Source organism: Plastoroseomonas arctica, assembly GCF_018128965.1.
Lineage (GTDB): Bacteria > Pseudomonadota > Alphaproteobacteria > Acetobacterales > Acetobacteraceae > Plastoroseomonas > Plastoroseomonas arctica.
On the sequence record NZ_JAAEDH010000037.1, the window covers coordinates 1 to 20574 of the forward strand.

A 20574-nucleotide genomic window follows, 5' to 3' on the forward strand; every position below is an offset into this window, starting at 1 on the left:
GCTCGGCACGCTCGGCAATGACAGCCTGGTCGGCGGTGCCGACACCGACCTGCTCGACTACAGCAACACCTCGCTCGCGGTGACGGTCAATCTGTCCCCGTCGACCGGCCCAGGCACCAGCACCGGCGCCTTCGGCAATGACAGTCTCTCCGGCTTCGAGAGCATCGTCACCGGCACCGGCAATGACAGCATTACTGGTGCCAGCGGTGCCGCCGAGACGATCAATGCCGGCGCCGGTGACGACAGCTTTGGCGGCTCCACCGGCAATGACAGCCTGTTCGGCGGCGCTGGCAACAACCTGTTGGACTTCAGCAACACCACCGCCAGTGTCACCATCAACCTCGCGACCGGTACCTCGACCGGCGCCTTCAACAACGACAGCTTCACCGGCTTCACAGGCGTTGTGACCGGTAGCGGCGCCGACAGCCTCAGGGGCTCGGCCGGCAATGACAGCCTTTCTGGGGGCGCTGGCGCCGACACCCTCGTCGGTGGCAATGGGGCTGATTCGATCTCGGCGGGGAATGACGCCGACGAGATCCGTTGGGATCGCTTCGAGGGCAATGACACGATCGATGGCGGCGACGGTAACGACATCCTCCGCATCTCGACTCGCGACTTCACCCCGGCATCGTTGCCGACAGGTGGCAATGCTGGCCCGGCGCCCGGGCTCAACGGGTGGGAGCGGATCTCCGGCATAACCTACAACAGTCCGGAAGGTGCGACCTATCGATACACGCCCACGGGCGAGACGCTGACCATCCGCAATATCGAGACGGTCACGATCTGCTTCTACCCCGGCACCATGATCGCCACCCCCAACGGCGAGCGCGCGGTTGAGACGCTGGCGATCGGCGACATGGTCCTCACCGCGGAGGGTGACGTCCGCCCGATCCGTTGGATGGGTCGGCAGACGGTCTCCACCCTCTTCGGTGATCCGCTGCGGGTGCTGCCGGTGCGCATTCTGGCCGGCGCGTTGGGCGAGGGTGTGCCCGCCCGCGACCTGCTGCTGTCACCCGACCACGCGGTGCTCGTCGAAGGCATTCTCGTCCAGGCCGGCGCGCTCGTGAACGGCACCACCATCCTGCGGCAATTCGATGTGCCGGAGGTCTTCACCTACCACCACATCGAGCTCCAGGCGCACGAGCTGGTCCTGGCTGAGGGCGCGCCGGCCGAGACCTTCGTCGACAACATCGACCGCCTCGGCTTCGACAATTGGGAAGAGCACGAGGCGCTGTACGGCTGCGAGCCCTCGATCCCGGAGATGGACCGCCCGCGCGCCAAGGCCCAGCGCCAGGTGCCGCGCTTCGTCCAGCACGCCATTGAGGCCCGCGCCGGCATGAAGCTCATCGCCTGAACAAGATGACGCCGCGACCCCGGCAAGGGTCGCGGCGCCGCTATTCTCAAGCCCGGCGCGCGGCGCGCGTGTAGGCGAGTTCTATCGGAAGCAGCGCAGGAACATCACCGAACGGTCCGCGATCTCACCGACCTCGGCGGGGCTGCGCAGCGGCTCGCGACCTTCCTGCGGCGTCAGCGTGACGTTCTGCTCGCGCAGGAACGCCAGCGCCTCTTGTCCCTTCACCGCGAAATTGACGTTCTGCGGGATGTCGCCGGTGCGCTGCGCCACGCGTTGCGCGTTCAGCTTGCTCACCACGACCCCGATCACCAGGCCCGCCATGTCCAGCAGCGGGCCGCCGGAATTGCCCGGCTGCACCGGCGCGCTAATCTGGATCTGCCGCGGATCATCGGACAGCCCGGCCAGCGCCGAGACGCTGCCGGTCGTCAGCGACGGCCCCGAGGAGAGCAGCCCGGCCAGCGGGAAGCCGTAGGTCACCACCGTCTCGCCGCGCCGCGGCCCCGGGGTGGCGCGGAAATTCAGCGCCGGCCCCACATCGGTCTGCACGGTCAGCAGCGCGAGATCCCGGGTCCGGTCCGCGGCGTCCACGCGCGCAACCACGTCGGAGCCATCCGGGCGACGCGCGCGCATCTCGGTGCAGCCCTCCACGACATGGGCATTGGTCATCAGTCGGCGTGGTGCGACGACGAAGCCGGTGCCGGAGGAGACGGCGCGGCGTTCCGGCGTGCCGCCAACCGCGGGCGGACGGTTGAAGGCGACCGGTGGCAGCGCCGGCGGCTTGGCCGTCGGAAGCCCGGCGGTGTTGCCAGGCGCGGACCCACCGACGCGGGGCAGCGGCGGCGGCTTGGGCTGGGCGAAGGCCGGGCCGCTCGCGATCAGGGCAAGGGCCGCCACGCCCCGCAAAAGCACCGGCCTCAGGTCATGGATGCGCATGGGCGAACGCTGCCGCGCCAACGCCCTTCAGGTCAACTCCGAAACAGTCCTTCGCGACGAAACGACACATGCTGGCCACGCCCGATGACGAGGTGGTCATGCAGCGTGATCCCGAGCGCGCTCGCGGCCACGCGCACCTCCTCGGTCATGTCGATATCCGCGCGCGAGGGGCGCGGGTCGCCGGAGGGGTGGTTGTGCACCAGGATCAGCGCCGTCGCGTGCAGTTCGAGTGCGCGCTTCACCACCTCGCGCGGATAGACCGGCGTGTGGTTCACCGTGCCGCGCGCCTGCGCTTCGTCGGCGATCAGCCGGTTGCGGGTGTCGAGGAACAGCACGCGGAACTGCTCCACGGATTCGCGCCCCAATGCGGCGTTGAGGTAACCGATCAGGGCGTCCCAGTTGTTCAGCACGGGCCGGTCCAGCACCTCGAGCCGCATCAGCCGCAACGCCGCCGCCTGCACCGTCTTGAGCGCCGCGGCACCCGCCTCGCCGAGCTCGGGCACGTCGCGCAGGGCGGTCAGCGGCGCCGTGATGGCCCCGGCGAAACCGCCAAACCGCGCGATCAGCGCGCGCGCGATCGGCTTGGTGTCCCGCCGCGGCAGCGCCAGGAACAACACCATCTCCAGCAGCTCATGGTCGAGCAGCGCGTCGGATCCGGCCTTGAGCAGCTTCTCGCGCATGCGCGCGCGGTGGCCGAGATGGCCAGGCGCTTCCTCGCGGGATTCGGGCATCAGTGCGAGGAGGCTGCCGCCTGCCTCCTCGAAACCCCGCTTGCGCACCATCGACATCCCTCCAGCGACACCAACCTTGCCGTAACACCGGCGGAAGGTGCAACCGTGGCGAGGGTATCACAAACCGAATACAACCTGGCCCATCAGACTCCCCGACCCCATCGCGAAGACGCCTGTGATGAGCAGGGCGCCACAATACAAGCCGAGCATGAACGTCCGATGGCTGCGGATGCGGCCGCGCCGGGCCGCAAGGACGGGAAGCGGCAGGATCAGTAGCGCGACCACCGCGATAAGATGGATCCAGGAATACTGTGGCCACGCAGCGGGCTGGTGATCCCGAAGGAGGACAGTGCCACTGCCGCCATGAGGCTGACCCAGGCCCGTCCCACTGCGCGGTGCGGCAGCGTGCCCCCTCGGCGCTGTGTCCTGGACCAGGCCGAGAACCACCGCCCCGATCGCCGCCGCCGCGTGGAACAGCACGACCGGGGGCCTCGCCCAAAGCGCGGCGAGGTTCACGGATGATGCGGTTTGTGCAGGCCCGCCGGCGAGAGGGTGAAGATCTCCACCCCTGTCTCGGTAACGCCGACCATGTGCTCGAACTGCGCCGAGAGGCTGCGGTCGCGCGTCACCGCCGTCCAGCCATCATCGAGTACCTTCACCTCCGGCCGCCCGGCATTGACCATCGGCTCGATGGTAAAGACCATCCCTGGCTGTAGCACCGGGCCCTCGCCGGGCCGGCCGAAATGCAGCACGTTCGGCGGCGCGTGGAATTCGCGCCCGATGCCGTGCCCGCAGAAATCGCGCACCACGGAAAACCGGTGCTTCTCGACCAGCGTCTGGATCGCATGCCCGATATCGCCCAGCGTCCCACCCGGCCGCACCGCGCCCACGCCCAGCATCATCGCCTGGTAGGTCACGTCCATCAGCAGCCGCGCCTTGGTCGAGGCCTCGCCGGCCACGTACATCCGGCTCGTGTCGCCATGCCAGCCGTCCAGCAGCGCGGTGACGTCGATGTTGATGATGTCGCCATCGCCCAGCACGCGCTCGCCGGGGATACCATGGCAGACCACGTGGTTGATCGAAATGCAGGAGGATTTGGGATAGTCGCGATAGCCGAGCGTCGCCGGGACCGCGCCATGGGCGAGCATGAAGTCATGGCACAGCGTGTCGAGCGCCTGGGTCGTCACACCCGGGCGGACATGCGGCGCGATCATGTCGAGGGTCTCCGCAGCCAAGCGCCCGGCACGACGCAGTGCGGCGAAATCCTCGGCGGTGTGGAGCGGGATGCGCCGCGTCTCGCGGCTCTGCTGGTCCATCGGCGGAAAATGCGCGCCGGGGGCGGGGGATGCAAGACGGGGCAAATGAATTTCCCCCGAACCCCCATTCTTTTATTTTTGCGTTCTAGGTACCCGCTCACCCAGGGCGGTCTCGACGGTCCCAAGCGCGTCGGCGAGGCGCGCGGTCGCGCTGCCGGGCCGCGCGGGCTTCGGCTGGCTGTCGGCCGGGGCCCAGCCGGTCATCACCAGCAGGCGGAGCGGCACCTCCTCGGGCAGGCGCGCGGCGGCCATCGCGAGCATGGCGCGCGGCGGCGTGCGGCCGTCGCGCGCAAGCACGGCATTCTGCTCGCCCGCGGCGCGGAGATCGGCGTAGAGCGCCAGCGGGCTGCGGTAGCGCAGCATCAGGGTCTCGGCATCGGCGACCGGCAGGGCGAAGCCCGCGCGCTGCAGCAGCCCCGCGCAATCGCGCAGGTCGGGGAAGGGCGAGACGCGCGGAGAGACGCCGCCGCGCAACGCCATCTCCGCCTCCGCCAGCGCCTCGCGCAGCGGCGCGAGGGTGCCGAGTCCCGGCAGCGAGGCCAGGAACAGCCCATCGGGAACCAGGCAGCGGCGCAGCTGGATCAGCGCGCCCGGCAGGTCGTTCACCTGGTGCAGGGAGAGCGAGGCCACCACCAGGTCGAAGCTGCCCGGCGCGAAGGGCAGGGCCTCCTCATCCATCGCGACCGGCGCGCCGCCGGCGCGGGCGGCCATCGCCGGCGCCAGGTCGCCCGACACGACGAAGCCGATCCCGCGCGCCTGCAGCATCGGTGCGACCACGCCGCGGCCGCCGATCTCGAGCGCGCGGGTGAAGCGTCGCGTGGTGTCGTCCAGCCGGTCGAGCAGGCGCTCGGCGCACTCGGCCAGCACGGGGGCAACGCGCGCCACACCCGGCGCCGCCCGTGCACGGCGCAGCGCCACCAGCCTGCGGTCGAAGACCTGCATCGGGTCCATGCTCAGGGCCGTGGCGCCGCATCCGACTGCGGCGGGCCCGGCCGCTGGGCGTTATCCGGCGACGGTGCGCCGGCATCCGCGGCGCCATCCAGCACCAGCCGTGCCAGCGCCCGCCCCAGGCAGGCGTGCAGCTGGTCCGTCGCCGCCACGCGGCGTTCACGTGGCGTACGCTCGATGTCGATGCGCTCGCTTTCCGCCCAATGCTGCATCATCGCGTAGCGCTGCAACAACGCCGCGCCATGCACCGAACCGGCCATGCGCAGCGCGTCGCGATAGCTGTCGACATCCGAATTGGCGCGCATGAAGCGGGAGAATTGCTGATCCATCAGCACCGCGTCGATGCCACGCTCGCGCAGCGCCTCAAGCCCGGTGTTGAGCCGCCGCGCCAGCCAGTCGGTGTCCTGGCCGCGCGCCGCCTCGACCGAACCGGCCTGCCAGACCACCAGATGCGGCCTGGGCGTGGTCACGGCCAGGATCATCGCCAGCATTTCGTCGGCCATCATCCCGCGCGCGCCGCGCACCTCGAGCTCGACCCGCAGCCCCGGCCAGCCTTCGCGCAGCCGGGTCGCGAACTGCCCGGGCCAGGCCGCGTCCGGCCCGCTGCCGCCCGGACCGAACACCGAGGCGGAGCCCACCACCAGCACCCGCAACACGCCCCGGCGCAGCCCGCGCGCGGTTGCTTCCAGCGGAACGGGGGAATCAACCAGCTCCGGCGGCACGTCGCAGATCGAGGCGCGCGCCGGCGCGGCCAGCAAAGCCAGCAGCGCGCCGGCCTGCATCGCCACGACCAACCGCTTCGCCAACCGCCTCATGCCGCCCGCTCCGCCAGCGCCGGATCCGCCTCGCGCCGCGGCGTCCGTTCGCGCTTCTTGTACCAATCGCTCAGCCAGCCGACCGCCACGAGGCTCGCCAGGCCGGCCAAGTTTGCGCCGATCTGCATCGGAGCGTCGTCGGAATATTCCAGCGCCAACCGTGCAAAAAATGCAAACAGGATCCCCGAGCAGAATACCGGCAACCCCTGTTTGCCCATCAGGACGAAGGGCCAGGCGGCCGCGCCGCGCAGCCACCGCGCCTCCGGCCTCACCCAGTGCGCGAGCAGGTAGGTCAGCGCCAGGACCGAGACAAGGCGGAATGGGTGCAGCGCCGTCTTGTCCACGTTCTCCCACCACGACATCACCCAGCCCGGCACCTGCACGGCGTATTCCGGCCTGTGCCAGGTCATGTAGAGCAGCACGAAGGTCACGATCAGCCAGGCCACCGCGAGCGCGCCCAGGCTGCGCCACCAGGGCAGTACCAGCAGCGGCCCGGGCCCACCCGGCGCCCGGTAACCGAGCGTGAGGCCGACGCAGAACAGCACCTGCCAGGCGAAGGGATTGAAGAACCACCCGCCGCCGGTCCAGCTCGGCAGCTCGAGGCTGAACCAGCGTGTCACGCCGTACAGCGCGCAGGAGATCGCGAGCAGCAGGCGGGGCCGGCGCAGCAGCGGCAGGGTGAGGGCGAATTGCAGCAGCAGCACGATGTAGAGCGGCAGGATGTTGAGGAAAGCCGGCTGGAAGCGCAGCAGCAGCGCCTCGAGCAACGCCCGGTAGGGCTCCTGCCCGAATGCATCCAGGTGCAGCTCGTCGATGTAGATGGAGTCCTGCAACGCCGCGGCCGAATAGCCCACCTGGGCCGTGAACATCACGAAAAGCACGATATGCGCCACGTAGAGCGACCCCACCCGGCGCACCACCTGCGCGGCGGCGAACAGCCAGCCCTCGCGCAGCAGCGTGCCGCCATAGGCGATGCCGGCGGCATAGCCCGCGAGCAGCACGAAGACCTCGGTCGCGTCGCACAGCGTGACGTTGCGAATGGTGAGGTTGGCGAGCCAGTTGCCGGGCACGTGGTCGATGAAGATGAACCACAGCGCGAGGCCCCGGAACAGGTCGGCGCGCAGGTCGCGCTCGCGCTTCGGGGCGGCGGCGGGCCGCGTGGCCTGCTGTGTTGCGAGGCTTCCCTCCATCCGCCACTCCATCCGTCGTTCGCCAAGCCGGATCCATCCCCGCTTTACGGCACGGCCCCGAGAACCGATAGTGCGATGATGACCGCACAACTTCCCGTGATGCGGCGCGTGCTCGCGGCGCTGCTGTTGGCCTTGCCGCTGCTCGCCGCCGCGCTGCCGGCCGCTGCACAATGCCCCGCCGCGCCCGTCCAGGCGCTGTCGCTGCCACGCACCCGCGCCGCGCTTGTCTCGGGCGCGCCGCTGCGCATCCTGGCGTTCGGCTCCTCCTCGACCGAGGGCACGGGTGCGACCTGGCCCGATCGCACCTACCCCGAGCAGCTGGAGCAACGCCTGCGCGCGGCGCTCCCCGGGCGCAACGTCATCGTGCTGAACCGCGGCCGCGGCGGGCAGGAGGTGGCCGAGATGCTGCTGCGCTTGCGCGCCGATGTCCTCGCGCTGTCGCCCACGCTTGTGATCTGGCAGGTCGGTGCAAACGCGGCGTTGCGCGGGCTGGATGCGCGCGAGTTCCGCGCCAAGCTCGAACAGGGGCTCGACGAGTTGCGCGCCAGCGGCATCGAGACGCTGCTGATGGACAGCCAGGTCGCCCCGCAGATCCAGGCGGCGCCCGAGCGGCTGCACATCCAGACCGCACTCCACGCGGTGGCCGCCGAGCGCCGCGTGCCGATCTACTCGCGCACCGCCCTGATGCAGGGGTGGGAGGCGCATGGCATGCCCAACAGCGCGGTGATCGGTCCCGACGGGCTGCACCACACCGACCTCGGCTATGCCTGCCTCTCCGCGGCGCTGGCGCAATCCATCCTCGCCGCTATCCAGCCGTCGCGCGCTTCCGCGTCCCGCTGATCCGCCGCGCTTCGCGGCCCACCCGATCCGCGCTAGTCTGGCCCGGTGATGAGGAGGGCCCTGTAATGAACGCGAGCGCCGTTCCCGCCGCGCGCGCCGCCGCCATCGCCGCCACGCTCGACCGCGTCCGCCGCATCGAGGCGGAACACGGCATCACCCGCGACGCGATCGACGCCATCGCCGCAGAGCTCGTCGCACTCGCGAACCAGGCGGCGCTTTTTCCTGGCCTGCACTTCCCCGCTGCCCCGCCCGGCGAGCCTGGCGCGCGGCGCTACATATTGAGCGAGGATGCCGACCATCGCTTCGCACTCGCGCTCAACGCGCTCCGCCCCGGCACCGCGACCGAGCCGCACGAGCACACCACCTGGGTGGCGATCGCCGCGATCGAGGGGCAGGAGCTGAACCAGCTCTACACGCGCGACGCGGCCGGCGGCCCGCTGCGCCCCGACCGCGCGGTGATCGTGGAGCCGGGGCGCGGCCTCGCGCTGATGCCGGACGCCATCCACGCGATCCGCATCCTGGGCGACCGCCCAGCGCGGCACCTGCACCTCTATGGCCTGGCGCTGGAGCAACTTCCGCATCGTCGCGCCTTCGATCCCCGGACCGGCGCGGCCCGGCCCTTTCACCGACCCCCCATGGCGGAGTCCTGCCCATGACCCAACCCAGCCCGCGTCGCATCGCGCCCGTCGCCCTCAAGGCCGCGCTCAAGGACAGCGCCGAGCTCGCCATCCTCGATGCGCGCGAGCTCGGCGAGTTCGGCGCCTCGCACCTGTTCTGGGCGGTGCCGTGCCCGCTCTCGACCAAGGAAGCCACCGCGCGTGCCCTGGTGCCGCGCCGCGCGACCGCGGTCGTCTGCACCGATGGCGGCGAGGGCTATGCCGAGACCCTGGCGGCCTACCTGACGGGCATCGGCTACACCGACGTCGCGGTGCTCGAAGGCGGCACGCCCGGCTGGAAGGCGGCCGGGTTCGAGGTGTTCTCCGGCGTGCACGTGCCCTCCAAGGCGTTCGGCGAATGGGTCGAGCATCACTTCGAGACCCCCTCCATCGACCCGCCCGAACTTGCTGCCATGCTCGGCGAAGGGAGCGACATGGTCGTGCTCGACAGCCGGCCGATGGACGAGTTCCACAAGATGGCGATCCCGACCGGCATCAACGTGCCCGGCGCCGAGCTGGCCTATCGCGCCCGCGACCTCGCACCCGATCCGGCGACCACGATCGTTGTGAACTGCGCCGGGCGCACGCGGTCCATCCTGGGTGCGGAGAGCCTGCGCCAGGCCGGGCTGCCCAACCCCATCGTCGCGCTGCGCAACGGCACCATGGGCTGGGAGCTCGCCGGCTTCGAGAGCGTCCATGGCCGCACCGAGCGCTACGCCGAGGGCACGCCCGAGCATCTGGACCAGGCACTCGCCGGCGCCCGCGCCTTCGCTGAGCGGCACGGCGTGAAGACCTGCACGCGCGAGCAGGCCTTCGCCATGGCCGGCGACAGCGCGAAAACCACCTACCTGCTCGATGTGCGCGACCCGGCCGAATACGCGCAAGGCCACCTGCGCGACAGCCGCTGCGCCCCCGGCGGGCAGCTGGTGCAGGCGACCGATCAATGGGTGGCGGTGCGCAACGCCCGTATCGTGCTGGTCTGCGACACCGGCGTGCGCTCGCGCATGACCGGCGGCTGGCTGCGACTGCTCGGCGGCTGGGAGGTGTTCGTGTGCGAAAACGCGCTCGACGGCCGGCTGGAGGAAGGGCAGGGGCGGCCTTCGATCCCCGAGGCGGAGGCGCTGAAGCCGGCCACCGTCACCGCGCCCGAACTCGCGTCGCTGATGGCCGAGGGCGGCGTGCAGGTCATCCAGCTCAGCCGCTCCATCGCCTTCCGCGAGGGGCATATCCCGGGCGCGATCTGGGGCATCCGCACGCGCCTGGCCAAGCTGGTGCCGCAACTCTCGGCCGAGCGCCGCGTGGTGATCGCCGCCGAGCAGGATTGGGCCGCGCGCCTCGCGACGGCCGAGCTGCAACCGTTGGTTAAGGTGCCGGTGCGCGTGCTCGCCGGCGGCGTCGCTGGCTGGCGAGCCGCCGGGCTGCCGCTGCTCGCCGACCGCTACACGCCCGAGGACGAGGATTGCGCGGACTGGTACCTGCGCGCCTATGACCGCAATTCGGGGCAGGAGGCGGCCATGCGGGAGTATCTCGCCTGGGAGATCGACCTGGTCGAGGCGATAGAGCGTGACGGCGATGCGCGGTTCGGCGCCTGGGCGTGACGTCGGCGCGCGCCTACCGCAGGCAAAGTCGAGCGTTAGAAGCGACAAGTGTCACATTGGTTGACGTTGACAATAAATTTGCGCCACGCCTAAAAAACAGCGCACCATGACATCGGGTTTGACTAGGCTGGAGCCTTTCGACCGCGCGCTTAGTGCGGCCGAGGTGTTATCGGCCGAGGAACGCCTGCGATTGGCGACGGATGCCGCCGAGATTGGGTGGTGGGATGTGGATGACGGCGTCGGCCGGCTGTCCTGGCCGCCGCGCGTCAAGGCCATGTTCGGCATCTCCGCCGACGCCCCGGTGTGCATGGATGACTTCTACAACGGGGTGCACGCGGAAGACCGGGAGCGTGTCCTGGCCGCCTATGCCGCCGCGGCCGATCCGGCCCGACGGGCGCTCTATGACGTCGAATACCGCACCATCGGCAAGGAGGACGGGGTCCTGCGCTGGGTCGCCGCGAAGGGCCGCGGCGTGTTCGACGGGACCGGTGGCTGCAGGCGCATGATCGGCACAGCGATCGACATCACCGATCGCATGTTGGTTCAGGACGAAAAGATCGCCCGGCAGCGCGAGGATGCCGAGCTGCGCGACCAGTTTATCGCGGTGCTCGGCCATGACCTGAAGAACCCGCTGGCCGCGATTGCCGCACGCGCGCGCTACCTCGCGCGTCACCCCGAACGCGCGGATGAGATCGCCGGGCAGATCGAGCAGAGCGTCTCGCGCATGTCCGCGCTGATCGAGAACGTCCTCGACTTCGCGCGCGGCCGCCTCGGCGGCGGGTTCGTCACCACGCGCGACGCCGCGGAGCCCCTTGAGCCGGTTCTCCATCAGGTCATCGATGAGCTGCGCAGCGTCCACCCCCATGTCGACATCGCCGTCGATATCGACCTGCGCGAGCCGGTCGCCTGCGATCGCCAGCGCATCGGGCAGTTGCTGTCCAACCTGCTCGGCAATGCCTGCGCCTATGGCGACATGACGGCGCCAATCCACGTGCATGCGCGGGCCGAGGCCGGTTGGTTCGAGCTGTCCGTCACCAATGCCGGCGATCCGATCGAGGCCGGCAAGGTCGACCGGCTGTTCCAGCCTTTCTTTCGCGGCCGGGTGAATGCCAATCGCGAAGGTCTGGGCCTGGGCCTTTATATCAGCGCCGAGATCGCCAAGGCGCATGGCGGAACGATCACCGTGTCGTCGGAGAACGGCACGACCTGTTTCACCTTGCGGATGCCCACGAGCTGTTAGCGGGCCGCGTGGCGCTCGCACCCCGGCATCATGGTTGCCTGCCTGCCCTCGCCATATCCTTGGGATCGCAATCGGCGTCGTGGACGATCAGGCCGCGGTGGCCGGCACCGGGTCGAGGCTGCCGCGATAGGCAATGACCAGGCCCACCAACGGCGCGGCGATCTCGACGTCGAACACGAAGCGTCCGTCCAGCTCGGTCTCATGGCTGCGGCCGGCCGGCAGCAGGGAATGGGGCATGGGAATGCCGAACAGCGACCATCGCCGCGGCACCAGGAACAACTGCTCGCCCTCGAGGACGAGCGCGAGCGAAACCGCGATGCGCCCGAAGCGCTCGACGATGAGGTGCTGGTCCCGCGCCGCGCCGCAGGCCTGCACGGACTCGAACCGCTTGCCACCGAAATCGCGCGTCCAGCGTTCTCGCCCATCCTCGGGCGTCAAGGTCACGGTCAAGGGCACATCCTCCGCGGCGGGCGGAAAACCCAGCAGCGAGGCCACAAGGCGCGCCAGCCATCCTCGCCCGCGAAGGACCTGCGCGCGGCCGCGCCAGGCGCGTGCGGCGATGCGCCCGTGCAGCTCCTGCACGCGTGGCGGCAGGGCATCGAAGGCCGGGCCGAGCACACGGCGGTAGAGCGGCGCCTCCGGCGCGTCGCTGCGAATGCCCGTCACGATGGCCCGGTCCGCGAAGAGCGCGTCGTAGTCGCTGAGCGCGAGTGCTTGCGTGGCGGGCCGAGCGCCGGGCGGCGGGCGCTCGCCGGCGCGCAGCTTGCGGATGATGGCCTCGATCGCCATCGACGGGATCAGCGGGCCGTCATCGCCCTCGGCGAGCAGGTGCCAGCTCATCTCGCGGGTCTGGCCGTCGCGCATCCCGCGCGCGCGGACGAACATGCCGCCGCGGTGTTCGCCGAACTTCGTGAGGTTGAGCACCGCGTAGAACAGGCGCGCAAGCGGCGCGTAGGAGGGCAGGCGCCAACGCGCGCGCAGGATGGCGAGCAGGTTGAGCGCGCGATGCAGGGTCTCGGGGACCGGTCCGGCGCCCATCCAGATGTCGGTGAGCGTGGGGTGTTCGGGCGGGATCACCCGCAGGTCCGGCACGTCGACGAGGGAGAAGCGCAGGTTGCGCAGCGGCAGGCGGCCCGGCACGGCCACGGTGTAGCGCATGCTCTCGGCGAGGCCGATGCCCTGCGCCGGCACCCCGCAGCGCCGCAGCGTCACCGGCGCCCCGGCATAGCCCACGACCGCACGCATCACGTTGAGGCCGATCCCGGCATGGGGCGAGGGCGCGATGCCGCCCTCGACGCCGACGATGTCCATCGACTTCGCCATCTCGCGCAGCACGGCGGCGGTGAGGACGGGAAAGCTGCTGACGCCGGAGAGGACGAAGACGCCCATGCGTTTCGCCGCCTCATCGAAGCGCGACACGCCGAAGACGAAGTCGGCGGCATCCGCGAAATCGAGATAGTCGACGCCGGCGGCGATGCAGGCCTCGACCACAGGGTAGCAGTCGGCCCCGTAGTCCTGGAACGGCCCCGAGGCGTCGACGACCAGGGCGGGTGCGAGGGCGGCCAAGCCATGCGCGATATCGCTCCGATCCAATGCGAAGGGCCGGAGCGTCGCCCGCAGGGGGAGACGGGCGCAGAAGGCTTCCGCACGCCGCAGGTTCCGGCCGCAGATCAGGAGCTCGAGGTCCGCGATGTCAGCCAGCAATGCGGCGAGGCGGCCGCCGAACACCCCGTAGCCTCCCAGGATGAGAATCTTCATCGGCGCGATGGCTCGTCCCTGTCTGGCCCGCGGCGTCAGACCGCGCATGCAACGACACAGACCATGGCTGCAGGCCATGCGTCGAGGGGATCGGGATCTGGGCGCGCCGTGGCTTACCGAAGCGCTTGCCACTCCAATGGTTTGTCGGATCGTGACGGGAGGGGCCCCCTGGGTCCTGACTGCCATCCCCGCGTTGACGCTGCCGGTGCGCCGCCCCTAGCGTCGCGCCATGCAGGCTGATCGCTCTCCCCCGGATCTCGCGGCCATCCTCGCGGATGCGGCCAGCCTGCTCACCGACAACCGGGCCGAGACCGCCCTCGCGCTGCTGGCGCCGGCCGCCCGCGACCATCCCGCCGACATCGCCCTCGCTGGCCTGCACGCCGACGCGCTGCACATCGCCGGCCGCCTGCCGGAGGCCGAAGCCGAATATCGCCGCGCCCTCGCGCTCGACCCCGCGCCCTTCGAGCCCTGGTACGGGCTGGGCAGCTGCCTCGTCGCGCGCTGGTCCTATGGCGCGGCCATCGGCGCGCTGCGCGAAGCCTTGCAGCGCCGCCCGCACCACGCCCCCGCGCATGCCAGCCTTGCCGAGGCGCTGTTCCAGACCGGCCTGATCGATGCCGCGATCGCGCAGTTCCGGCAGGCCGCGGCGCATGGCGATGCGGCGATGCAGGCGCTCGCGCTGCGCAATATCGCGGTCATCATCCCCGGCAGCCCGGATGCAGCCAATGCCACCGTGCTCGCGCTGCGGCGCGCCTTCGCCGCATCGCTGCCGCGCACCGCCCCGCGCGCCCCGATGCCGCGTGCCGGGCGGAAGCTGCGCGTCGCCTATGTCTCCGCCTATTTCGGCGGGGCGAACTGGATGAAGCCGGTCTTTGCGGTCATCAACCGCCACGACCGAGCGCGGTTCGAGGTCCACATGATCGCCGATGGCGGCCTGCCCGCGGCCGCGGCCGGCTATCGCGACCACGCGGCGGACGTGGTCTGGCGCGTGCGCGGCATGCCCAACGCGATGCTCGCCGAGCGCATCGCGGCCGCCGGGATCGACGTACTGGTCGACCTCAACGGCTATTCGGTGCCCGACCGGCTGGGGCTGTTCGCGCTGCGGCCGGCACCGGTGCAGCTCGGCTGGTTCAACATGTTCGCCACCACCGGCACCGACGCCTTCAACGCCCTGGTCGGCGACGCCGCCGTGCTGCCGCCGGAGGAGGAGGGTTTCTACTCGGAGCGGATCCTGCGCGTGCCCGGTTCCTACCTCGCCTTCGAAGTGCCCTACGGCGTGCCGGACGTGACGCCGCCGCCGGCGCTGGACAACGGGTTCATCACCTTCGGATCGCTGTGCTCGGCGATCAAGCTGACGGATCCCGTGATCGCCGCCTGGGCCCGCATCCTGCGCGCCGCGCCCACCGCGCGGCTGCTGCTGCGCCACGGCACGCTGGAGGATGCGTCGAACCAGGCGCTGCTGCGCGCGCGCTTCGCGGCGGAGGGGATTGGCGCCGCGCGCCTGATGCTGGAGGGCGGCGCGCCGCACCAGGAATTCCTCGCCACCTACGGGCGCATCGACATCGCGCTCGACACCTTCCCCTACAATGGCGGCACCACGACGACCGAGGCGCTGTGGCAGGGCGTGCCGGTGCTGAGCTTCAACGGCGACCGCTGGGCGTCGCGTACCAGCCGGTCCCTGCTGCTCGCGGCCGGCTTGCGCGAATGGGTCGCCGACGACCTGGCCGCCTATGTGGCGCGCGCCGTCGCACTCGCCGGCGATCCGGCGACACCGGAGCACCTTGCCGAGCTGCGCGCGGCGATGCGCGCGACGCTGCTCGGCAGCGCGGTCTGCGACACGGCCGGCCTCTGCGCCGCGCTCGAGGCCATCTATGAGACGGGGGCGGCGGCCTGATGGTGGCGCTCGCCTGGCCGGCGCGGAAGGCGCTGGCGCGGGGGCTCGGGTGGGTGGTGGATGCCCTGCTGCCGCCCCGCTGCCTGACCTGCGAGGCGGCGGTCTCGCCCCAGGGTACGCAATGCGCGGCGTGCTTTTCCGGCCTTGCCTTCGTCACCGCGCCGCTGTGCCTGTGCTGCGGCATCCCCTTCGCGCAGCCAGGGCCGGAGCTCTGCGCGCGCTGCGTCGCGGAGCCCCCGGTCTTCACCATGGCGCGGGCGGCGCTGCGCTATGATGAAGGCGCGCGCAGGCTGATCCTGCCGCTCAAGCATGGCGGGCGGAGCGAGCTGGCCGGCCCGCTCGCGCGGCACATGCTGCGGGCCGGGCGCAGCCTGCTCGACCATGCCGACCTGCTGGTGCCGGTGCCGCCGCACCGGTGGCGCCTGCTGGCGCGGCGCTACGACCAGGCCGCCCTGCTGGCCCAGCATCTCGCGCGGATGGCCCAGAAACCCTGGGCGCCGCAGGGGCTGCGCCGCACCCGGCGCACGCCGCCGCTCGGCCCGCATGGCGCCGTCGAGCGCGCCGGCCTGCTCGAAGGCGCCTTTCGCGCCGCCGCCCGGGTGGCAGGCAGGCACGTCCTGCTCATCGACGACGTGATGACCTCGGGTGCTACTGCCAATGCCTGCGCCCGGGCGCTGCTGGCGGCGGGGGCGGCCAGCGTCACCCTGCTCGCCGCCGCGCGCGTACCCGACCCGCGCCTCGAAGGGGCTTGACCCGGGCGCCGGTTCCGCCAATTTCCGTCACATGGCCGACATACAAATCTACACCCAGTATTTCTGCCCCTATTGCGACCGCGCCAAGGCCCTGCTGGCCAAGAAGGGCGTGGCCTTCCGAGAGATCGACGCGCCCGGCGGCTCGCCGGCCCGCGAGGAGGCGCGCAGCCGCTCCGACGGCAAGAGCTCCGTGCCGCAGATCTTCATCGATGGCCGCCATATCGGCGGCTGCGATGAGCTGATGGCCCTGGACCGCGCCCAGAAGCTCGACCCCTTGTTGGCGGCATGATCCACTACACGCTCCGCTGCACCGCGCCGGTCCATGGCGCGACCCCGCATGAGTTCGAAGGCTGGTTCAAGGACAGCGCCGCGTTCGAGAAGCTGCTGGTCGCCAAGCTCGTGGAATGCCCGGCCTGCGGCGACACCGGCGCGGGTCGCGCGCTGATGGCGCCCGCCATTCCGAAGAAGGGCCGCGGCCGCCGCGCGGCGCCCGACGTGGTGCCCGCCCCGGTGGAGCCCGCCGCCCCGCCCGCCGCGACCGCAGGGCCCATGCCCGCCCAGGTGCGCGCCCTGCTCCAGCGCGTGCGCGCCGAAGTCGAGGCCTCTTGTGATTACGTTGGCGACGACTTTGCCGAGGAGGCGCGCAAGATGGCGCGCGGCGAGGCGGAGACTCGCGGCATCTATGGCGAGACCAGCGACACCGACGCCGAGGCCCTGCGCGAGGAGGGGATCGACGTCGCGCGGATCCCCTGGGTGCCGCGCTCGGACGCCTGAGGCTTGCTGCTCAGCGGCGCGCCGCGAGGATGTAGTTCACCCCGAGGTCGCGGCTTTCCCGCCATTCCCGCGTCAGCGGGTGCATGACCATCCCGGCCACGTCGCTGACGCGGAACCCCTCCGCCCGCAGCAGCGCGCCGAGTTCGCCTGGGGTGATGAACATGCGCCAGTCATGGGTGCCGACGGGCAGCAGACGCAGCAGGTATTCGGCGCCGAGCTTGGCCATCAGGAAGGCGCGCGGGGTGCGGTTCAGCGTGGAGAGGATCACCATTCCCCCCGGCTTCACGGCTCGCGCGAGGGCCGCGACGAAGGCGGCGCGCTGCTCCACATGCTCGATCACTTCGAGCGCCACGACTGCGTCGAACACCTCGCCGGGCGCGAGATCCTCCGGCCCGCCCTGCCGGTAGTCGATCGCGAGGCCGCCCGCCTGGGCATGGGCCCGTGCGACGGCCAGGGCCTCGGGCGCCGCATCCATGCCCACCACCTCGGCGCCCATCCGGGCGAACGCCTCCGCCGCCAGGCCCGCGCCGCAGCCGACATCCAGCACCCGCTTGCCCGAAAGCCCGCCGAGCCGGGCCGCAATCCAGCCCGTGCGCAGCGGGTTCATCGCATGCAGCGGCGCCATCGGCCCGCGCGGATCCCACCAGCGATCTGCCAGCGCGTCGAACTTTTGGACCTCATCGGCCCGAGCCGTCCCGCCTGTCGCCATAAGCTCCCACTCCCAAAACGCCGGTTGCGGCGCGCCGCCCCCGCCGGTATCTGTCCCGCCCCATCGCCCCGCGCAACCCACCACCCGTGTATCCGCCACGGCCCACCCAGGTCCCCAATGGCCCGCATCGTCATGAAATTCGGCGGCACCTCGGTTGCCGATCTCGACCGCATCCGCAACGTGGCCATGCGCGTCAAGCGCGAGGTCGATGCCGGGCATGAGGTGGCGGTCGTGGTGTCCGCCATGTCGGGCGTGACCAACCAGCTGGTCAAATGGTGCCAGGAACTCTCGCCGCTGCATGATGCGCGCGAATACGACACGGTGGTCGCGACCGGCGAGCAGGTGACGACGGGGCTGCTTGCCATCGCGCTGCAGACGGCGGGCATCGACGCCCGGTCCTGGCAGGGCTGGCAGATCCCCATCCGCACCGATGGCGCGCATGGTAAGGCGCGGGTGGACACCATCGAGGGCGCGCTGCTGGTCGAGCGCATGGCCCAGGGCCAGGTCCCCATCATCGCCGGCTTCCAGGGCATCGACCCGGAGCGCAACCGCATCACCACGCTCGGCCGTGGCGGGTCGGACCTGTCGGCCGTGGCGGTGGCGGCGGCGGTGAAGGCCGACCGCTGCGACATCTACACCGACGTCGACGGCATCTACACGACCGACCCGCGGATCGTCCCGCGCGCGCGCAAGCTCGAGAAGATTTCCTATGAGGAGATGCTCGAACTCGCCTCGGTCGGTGCCAAGGTGCTGCAGACCCGCTCGGTCGAACTGGCGATGAAGGCGCGCGTGCGCGTGCAGGTGCTCTCGAGCTTCGAAGACAAACCCGGCTCACTCGTGGTCGATGAGGATGAAATCGTGGAACAGCCCGTCGTCAGCGGCATCGCCTATTCGCGCGATGATGCCAAGGTCACGCTCCGCCGCGTCCCGGACCGACCGGGGATCGCCGCGGCCGTGTTCGGCGCGCTCGCCGGTGCGAACGTCAACGTGGACATGATCGTGCAGAATGTCGGCGCGGACGGGTCCACCGACATGACCTTCACCGTCACCAAATCCGACCTCGCCCGCGCGCGCGACGTGCTGGAGAAGGCGCAGGACACGCTGGGCCAGGAGGAGATCATCGCGGACCCGGACGTGGCCAAGATCTCCGTCGTCGGCATCGGGATGCGCAGCCATGCCGGCATCGCGAACACCATGTTCAAGGCGCTGGCCGAGAAGAACATCAACATCCAGGTCATCTCGACCAGCGAGATCAAGGTGAGCGTGCTGGTCGCGGCCGACTACACCGAGCTCGCGGTGCGCGCGCTGCACACCGCCTATGGCCTGGACGGTCCCGGTTGATGGACACCAGCCGGATCGAGCAGCTGATGGCGCGCGGCGCCGCCTTCTTCGGCACGCGCTACGCCATCATGGGCGGGGCGATGAGCTGGGTGAGCGAGCGCCACCTGGTCGCGGCCCTGTCCAATGCCGGCGCCTTCGGCGTGATCGCCTGCGGGGCGATGGAGCCGCCGCGCCTGGCCGAGGAGATCGCCGGCACCCAGGCCCTGACGACCATGCCCTTCGGCGTGAACCTCATCACCATGCATCCGCGCCTGGAGCAGCTGGTGCAGACCTGCCTCGACGCGAAGGTCGGCCACATCGTCTTCGCCGGCGGCATCCCGCCGGGCTCGGCGATCAAGGCGGCCAAGGATGGCGGGGCCAAGGTCGTGTGCTTCGCGCCCGCCTTCGCGCTGGCCAAGAAGCTGGTCCGCTCCGGCGCCGATGCCCTGGTGATCGAGGGCTCCGAGGCCGGCGGCCATATCGGCCCGGTCAGCCTCACCGTGCTGGCGCAGGAGATCCTGCCGCATATCCACGACGTGCCGGTCTTCGTCGCCGGCGGGATCGGCCGCGGCGAGGCCATCCTGTCCTACCTCGAGATGGGCGCGGCCGGCGTGCAGCTCGGAACCCGCTTCGTCTGCGCGACCGAGTCCATCGCCCACGCGAACTTCAAGCGCGCCTTCATCCGCGCGGCGGCCCGCGACGCGCTCCCCACCACCCAGATCGACGAGCGCTTCCCGGTCATCCCGGTGCGCGCGCTGGTCAACGAGGGCACCAAGCGCTTCATGGCGCACCAGAAGGCGACGCTGGATCGATTCACCGCCGGCGAGCTCACCAAGGAGGCCGCCCAGCTCGACATCGAGCATTTCTGGGCCGGCGCGCTCCGCCGCGCCGTGATCGATGGCGATGTCGAGAGCGGCTCGCTCATGGCCGGGCAGAGCGTTGGGATGGTGACGCGCGAGGAACCGGTGGCGGCCATCATCGCGGAGTTGATGGACCAGGCCGCCGCTGCCCTGGTCCAGCGCGGGCAGAGCGCTCTGCAACCGGCACTATGATGGCGGATTGATGATGTCACGTGCCCATGACGTGTTTCTTCCACCAAGCGGGTTTGATCTCGCGCCCGCCGCGGGTTAATTGACGCCGGATGCCGAACGACATGAAGCGCATTGCCCGCCCGGACCTGACCGCCGCCGAAGCCACGCGCCTCGGCGAGGAACTGCGCGAGGCGCGCATGGCGATGGGCGTCTCGGTGGCCGACATGGCCGAGCGCATCCGTATCCGCCGCGTCTATCTCCTCGCGCTCGAGGAGGGGCGGCTCAAGGAATTGCCCGGCCAGGCCTATGTGGTGGGCTTCCTGCGCAACTACGCCAATGCGCTGGGCCTCAACACGGACGAGGTGCTGCGCCGCTTCCGCGAGGTTTCGGTGCCCACGACCAAGGCGGACCTGGTATTCCCCGAGCCGGTGCCAAGCCGTGGTGTGCCCGCCGGCGCGGTGATGCTGGCCGGCGCCGTGCTGGCCGTGGCCGCCTATGTCGGCTGGTACAATTTCTCCGGTGGTGCGGCGCGCGTCGTCGATGCCGTACCACCGCTGCCGCCGCGGCTCGAGCAGATGGCGCCCGAGCCGCCGCCGCGCGTGCCCGACAGCCAGGTTCCGGCTGTGACCCCGCCGGCCTCGGCGCCGGCCCCCACCCGCTCGGCCACGCTTGCGCCGCTGCCTGGCACCCCGCCGGTCACCGGCGCGGCCCCGGG

General features: G+C 70.8%; 20 protein-coding genes. 12 read left to right on the forward strand and 8 right to left on the reverse strand.

All coding sequences use genetic code 11. The features are described from left to right. Positions 1 to 1354, forward strand: a 1354-nt coding sequence (locus tag GXW79_RS20585) for a Hint domain-containing protein (RefSeq protein WP_211876335.1), incomplete at its 5' end; no start/stop codon positions are given. Between the two features lie 81 nt (positions 1355 to 1435). On the opposite strand, the gene GXW79_RS20590 is transcribed toward GXW79_RS20585, so the two are convergent. From GXW79_RS20590 to GXW79_RS20615, 6 genes are all read right to left on the reverse strand, one after another. Then, positions 1436 to 2287, reverse strand: a complete 852-nt coding sequence (locus tag GXW79_RS20590) for a S1C family serine protease (protein WP_211876336.1) — start codon at positions 2285 to 2287, stop codon at positions 1436 to 1438. A gap of 32 nt (positions 2288 to 2319) precedes the next feature. Then, the gene (gene radC / locus GXW79_RS20595) at positions 2320 to 3069 is read right to left on the reverse strand and encodes a RadC family protein (RefSeq protein WP_211876337.1); all 750 of its coding nucleotides are present in this window, start codon (positions 3067 to 3069) and stop codon (positions 2320 to 2322) included. 461 nt (positions 3070 to 3530) lie between these two features. Continuing rightward, positions 3531 to 4334 (reverse strand): type I methionyl aminopeptidase, encoded by an 804-nt coding sequence (gene map, locus GXW79_RS20600; RefSeq protein WP_211876354.1) that lies wholly within the window; start codon positions 4332 to 4334, stop codon positions 3531 to 3533. Between the two features lie 72 nt (positions 4335 to 4406). Further along, positions 4407 to 5285 carry a class I SAM-dependent methyltransferase gene (locus tag GXW79_RS20605; RefSeq protein ID WP_211876338.1) on the reverse strand — a complete coding sequence of 293 codons (879 nt, stop codon included), beginning with the start codon at positions 5283 to 5285 and terminating at the stop codon, positions 4407 to 4409. A 2-nt stretch (positions 5286 to 5287) separates the two neighbouring features. Continuing rightward, positions 5288 to 6097, reverse strand: coding sequence for an SGNH/GDSL hydrolase family protein (locus GXW79_RS20610; protein WP_211876339.1), 810 nt, complete (start codon positions 6095 to 6097; stop codon positions 5288 to 5290). Next, the gene (locus tag GXW79_RS20615; protein ID WP_211876340.1) at positions 6094 to 7287 is read right to left on the reverse strand and encodes an OpgC family protein; all 1194 of its coding nucleotides are present in this window, start codon (positions 7285 to 7287) and stop codon (positions 6094 to 6096) included. The genes GXW79_RS20610 and GXW79_RS20615 overlap by 4 nt, the downstream gene beginning before the upstream one ends. A gap of 75 nt (positions 7288 to 7362) precedes the next feature. Between GXW79_RS20615 and GXW79_RS20620 the strand changes: the two genes are divergently transcribed. From GXW79_RS20620 to GXW79_RS20635, 4 genes are all read left to right on the forward strand, one after another. Beyond that, positions 7363 to 8127: an SGNH/GDSL hydrolase family protein gene (locus GXW79_RS20620; RefSeq protein WP_211876341.1), complete on the forward strand. Its 765-nt coding sequence runs from the start codon at positions 7363 to 7365 to the stop codon at positions 8125 to 8127. Positions 8128 to 8192: 65 nt separating this feature from the next. Next, a complete protein-coding gene (locus GXW79_RS20625; protein ID WP_211876342.1) occupies positions 8193 to 8783 on the forward strand; it encodes a cysteine dioxygenase family protein in 591 nt (196 codons plus the stop codon). Then, positions 8780 to 10381 (forward strand): rhodanese-like domain-containing protein, encoded by a 1602-nt coding sequence (locus GXW79_RS20630; protein WP_211876343.1) that lies wholly within the window; start codon positions 8780 to 8782, stop codon positions 10379 to 10381. Before GXW79_RS20625 ends, GXW79_RS20630 begins: the two co-directional genes overlap by 4 nt. 106 nt (positions 10382 to 10487) lie before the next feature. Then, positions 10488 to 11621 carry a sensor histidine kinase gene (locus GXW79_RS20635; protein ID WP_281414781.1) on the forward strand — a complete coding sequence of 378 codons (1134 nt, stop codon included), beginning with the start codon at positions 10488 to 10490 and terminating at the stop codon, positions 11619 to 11621. A gap of 87 nt (positions 11622 to 11708) precedes the next feature. Here GXW79_RS20635 and GXW79_RS20640 read toward each other — a convergent pair whose 3' ends face one another. Then, positions 11709 to 13379, reverse strand: a complete 1671-nt coding sequence (locus GXW79_RS20640) for an SDR family oxidoreductase (protein ID WP_211876345.1) — start codon at positions 13377 to 13379, stop codon at positions 11709 to 11711. Positions 13380 to 13608: 229 nt separating this feature from the next. Here GXW79_RS20640 and GXW79_RS20645 point away from each other — a divergent pair, with 229 nt between their 5' ends. Genes GXW79_RS20645 through GXW79_RS20660 form a run of 4 tightly spaced genes read left to right on the forward strand, consistent with a single transcriptional unit; the run spans position 13609 to position 16799 of the window. Beyond that, positions 13609 to 15273, forward strand: a complete 1665-nt coding sequence (locus GXW79_RS20645) for an O-linked N-acetylglucosamine transferase, SPINDLY family protein (RefSeq protein ID WP_211876346.1) — start codon at positions 13609 to 13611, stop codon at positions 15271 to 15273. After that, positions 15273 to 16025, forward strand: coding sequence for a ComF family protein (locus GXW79_RS20650; RefSeq protein ID WP_211876347.1), 753 nt, complete (start codon positions 15273 to 15275; stop codon positions 16023 to 16025). The genes GXW79_RS20645 and GXW79_RS20650 overlap by 1 nt, the downstream gene beginning before the upstream one ends. Positions 16026 to 16056: 31 nt before the next feature. Continuing rightward, entirely contained in the window at positions 16057 to 16314 is a 258-nt protein-coding gene (grxC, locus tag GXW79_RS20655; protein WP_211876348.1) for a glutaredoxin 3, read from the forward strand. Continuing rightward, positions 16311 to 16799 (forward strand): DUF1178 family protein, encoded by a 489-nt coding sequence (locus tag GXW79_RS20660; RefSeq protein ID WP_211876349.1) that lies wholly within the window; start codon positions 16311 to 16313, stop codon positions 16797 to 16799. Before grxC ends, GXW79_RS20660 begins: the two co-directional genes overlap by 4 nt. Before the next feature lie 10 nt (positions 16800 to 16809). Here the strand turns inward: GXW79_RS20660 and ubiG are convergent, their stop codons facing one another. After that, positions 16810 to 17508 (reverse strand): bifunctional 2-polyprenyl-6-hydroxyphenol methylase/3-demethylubiquinol 3-O-methyltransferase UbiG, encoded by a 699-nt coding sequence (gene ubiG, locus GXW79_RS20665; protein ID WP_211876350.1) that lies wholly within the window; start codon positions 17506 to 17508, stop codon positions 16810 to 16812. A 117-nt stretch (positions 17509 to 17625) separates the two neighbouring features. On the opposite strand from ubiG, the gene GXW79_RS20670 reads away from it, so the two are divergent. From GXW79_RS20670 to GXW79_RS20680, 3 genes are all read left to right on the forward strand, one after another. Next, positions 17626 to 18849, forward strand: a complete 1224-nt coding sequence (locus tag GXW79_RS20670; RefSeq protein WP_211876351.1) for an aspartate kinase — start codon at positions 17626 to 17628, stop codon at positions 18847 to 18849. Further along, entirely contained in the window at positions 18849 to 19880 is a 1032-nt protein-coding gene (locus tag GXW79_RS20675; protein ID WP_211876352.1) for an NAD(P)H-dependent flavin oxidoreductase, read from the forward strand. Before GXW79_RS20670 ends, GXW79_RS20675 begins: the two co-directional genes overlap by 1 nt. A 101-nt stretch (positions 19881 to 19981) precedes the next feature. Continuing rightward, on the forward strand, positions 19982 to 20574 hold a 593-nt coding region (locus GXW79_RS20680), incomplete at its 3' end, for a helix-turn-helix domain-containing protein (RefSeq protein WP_211876353.1).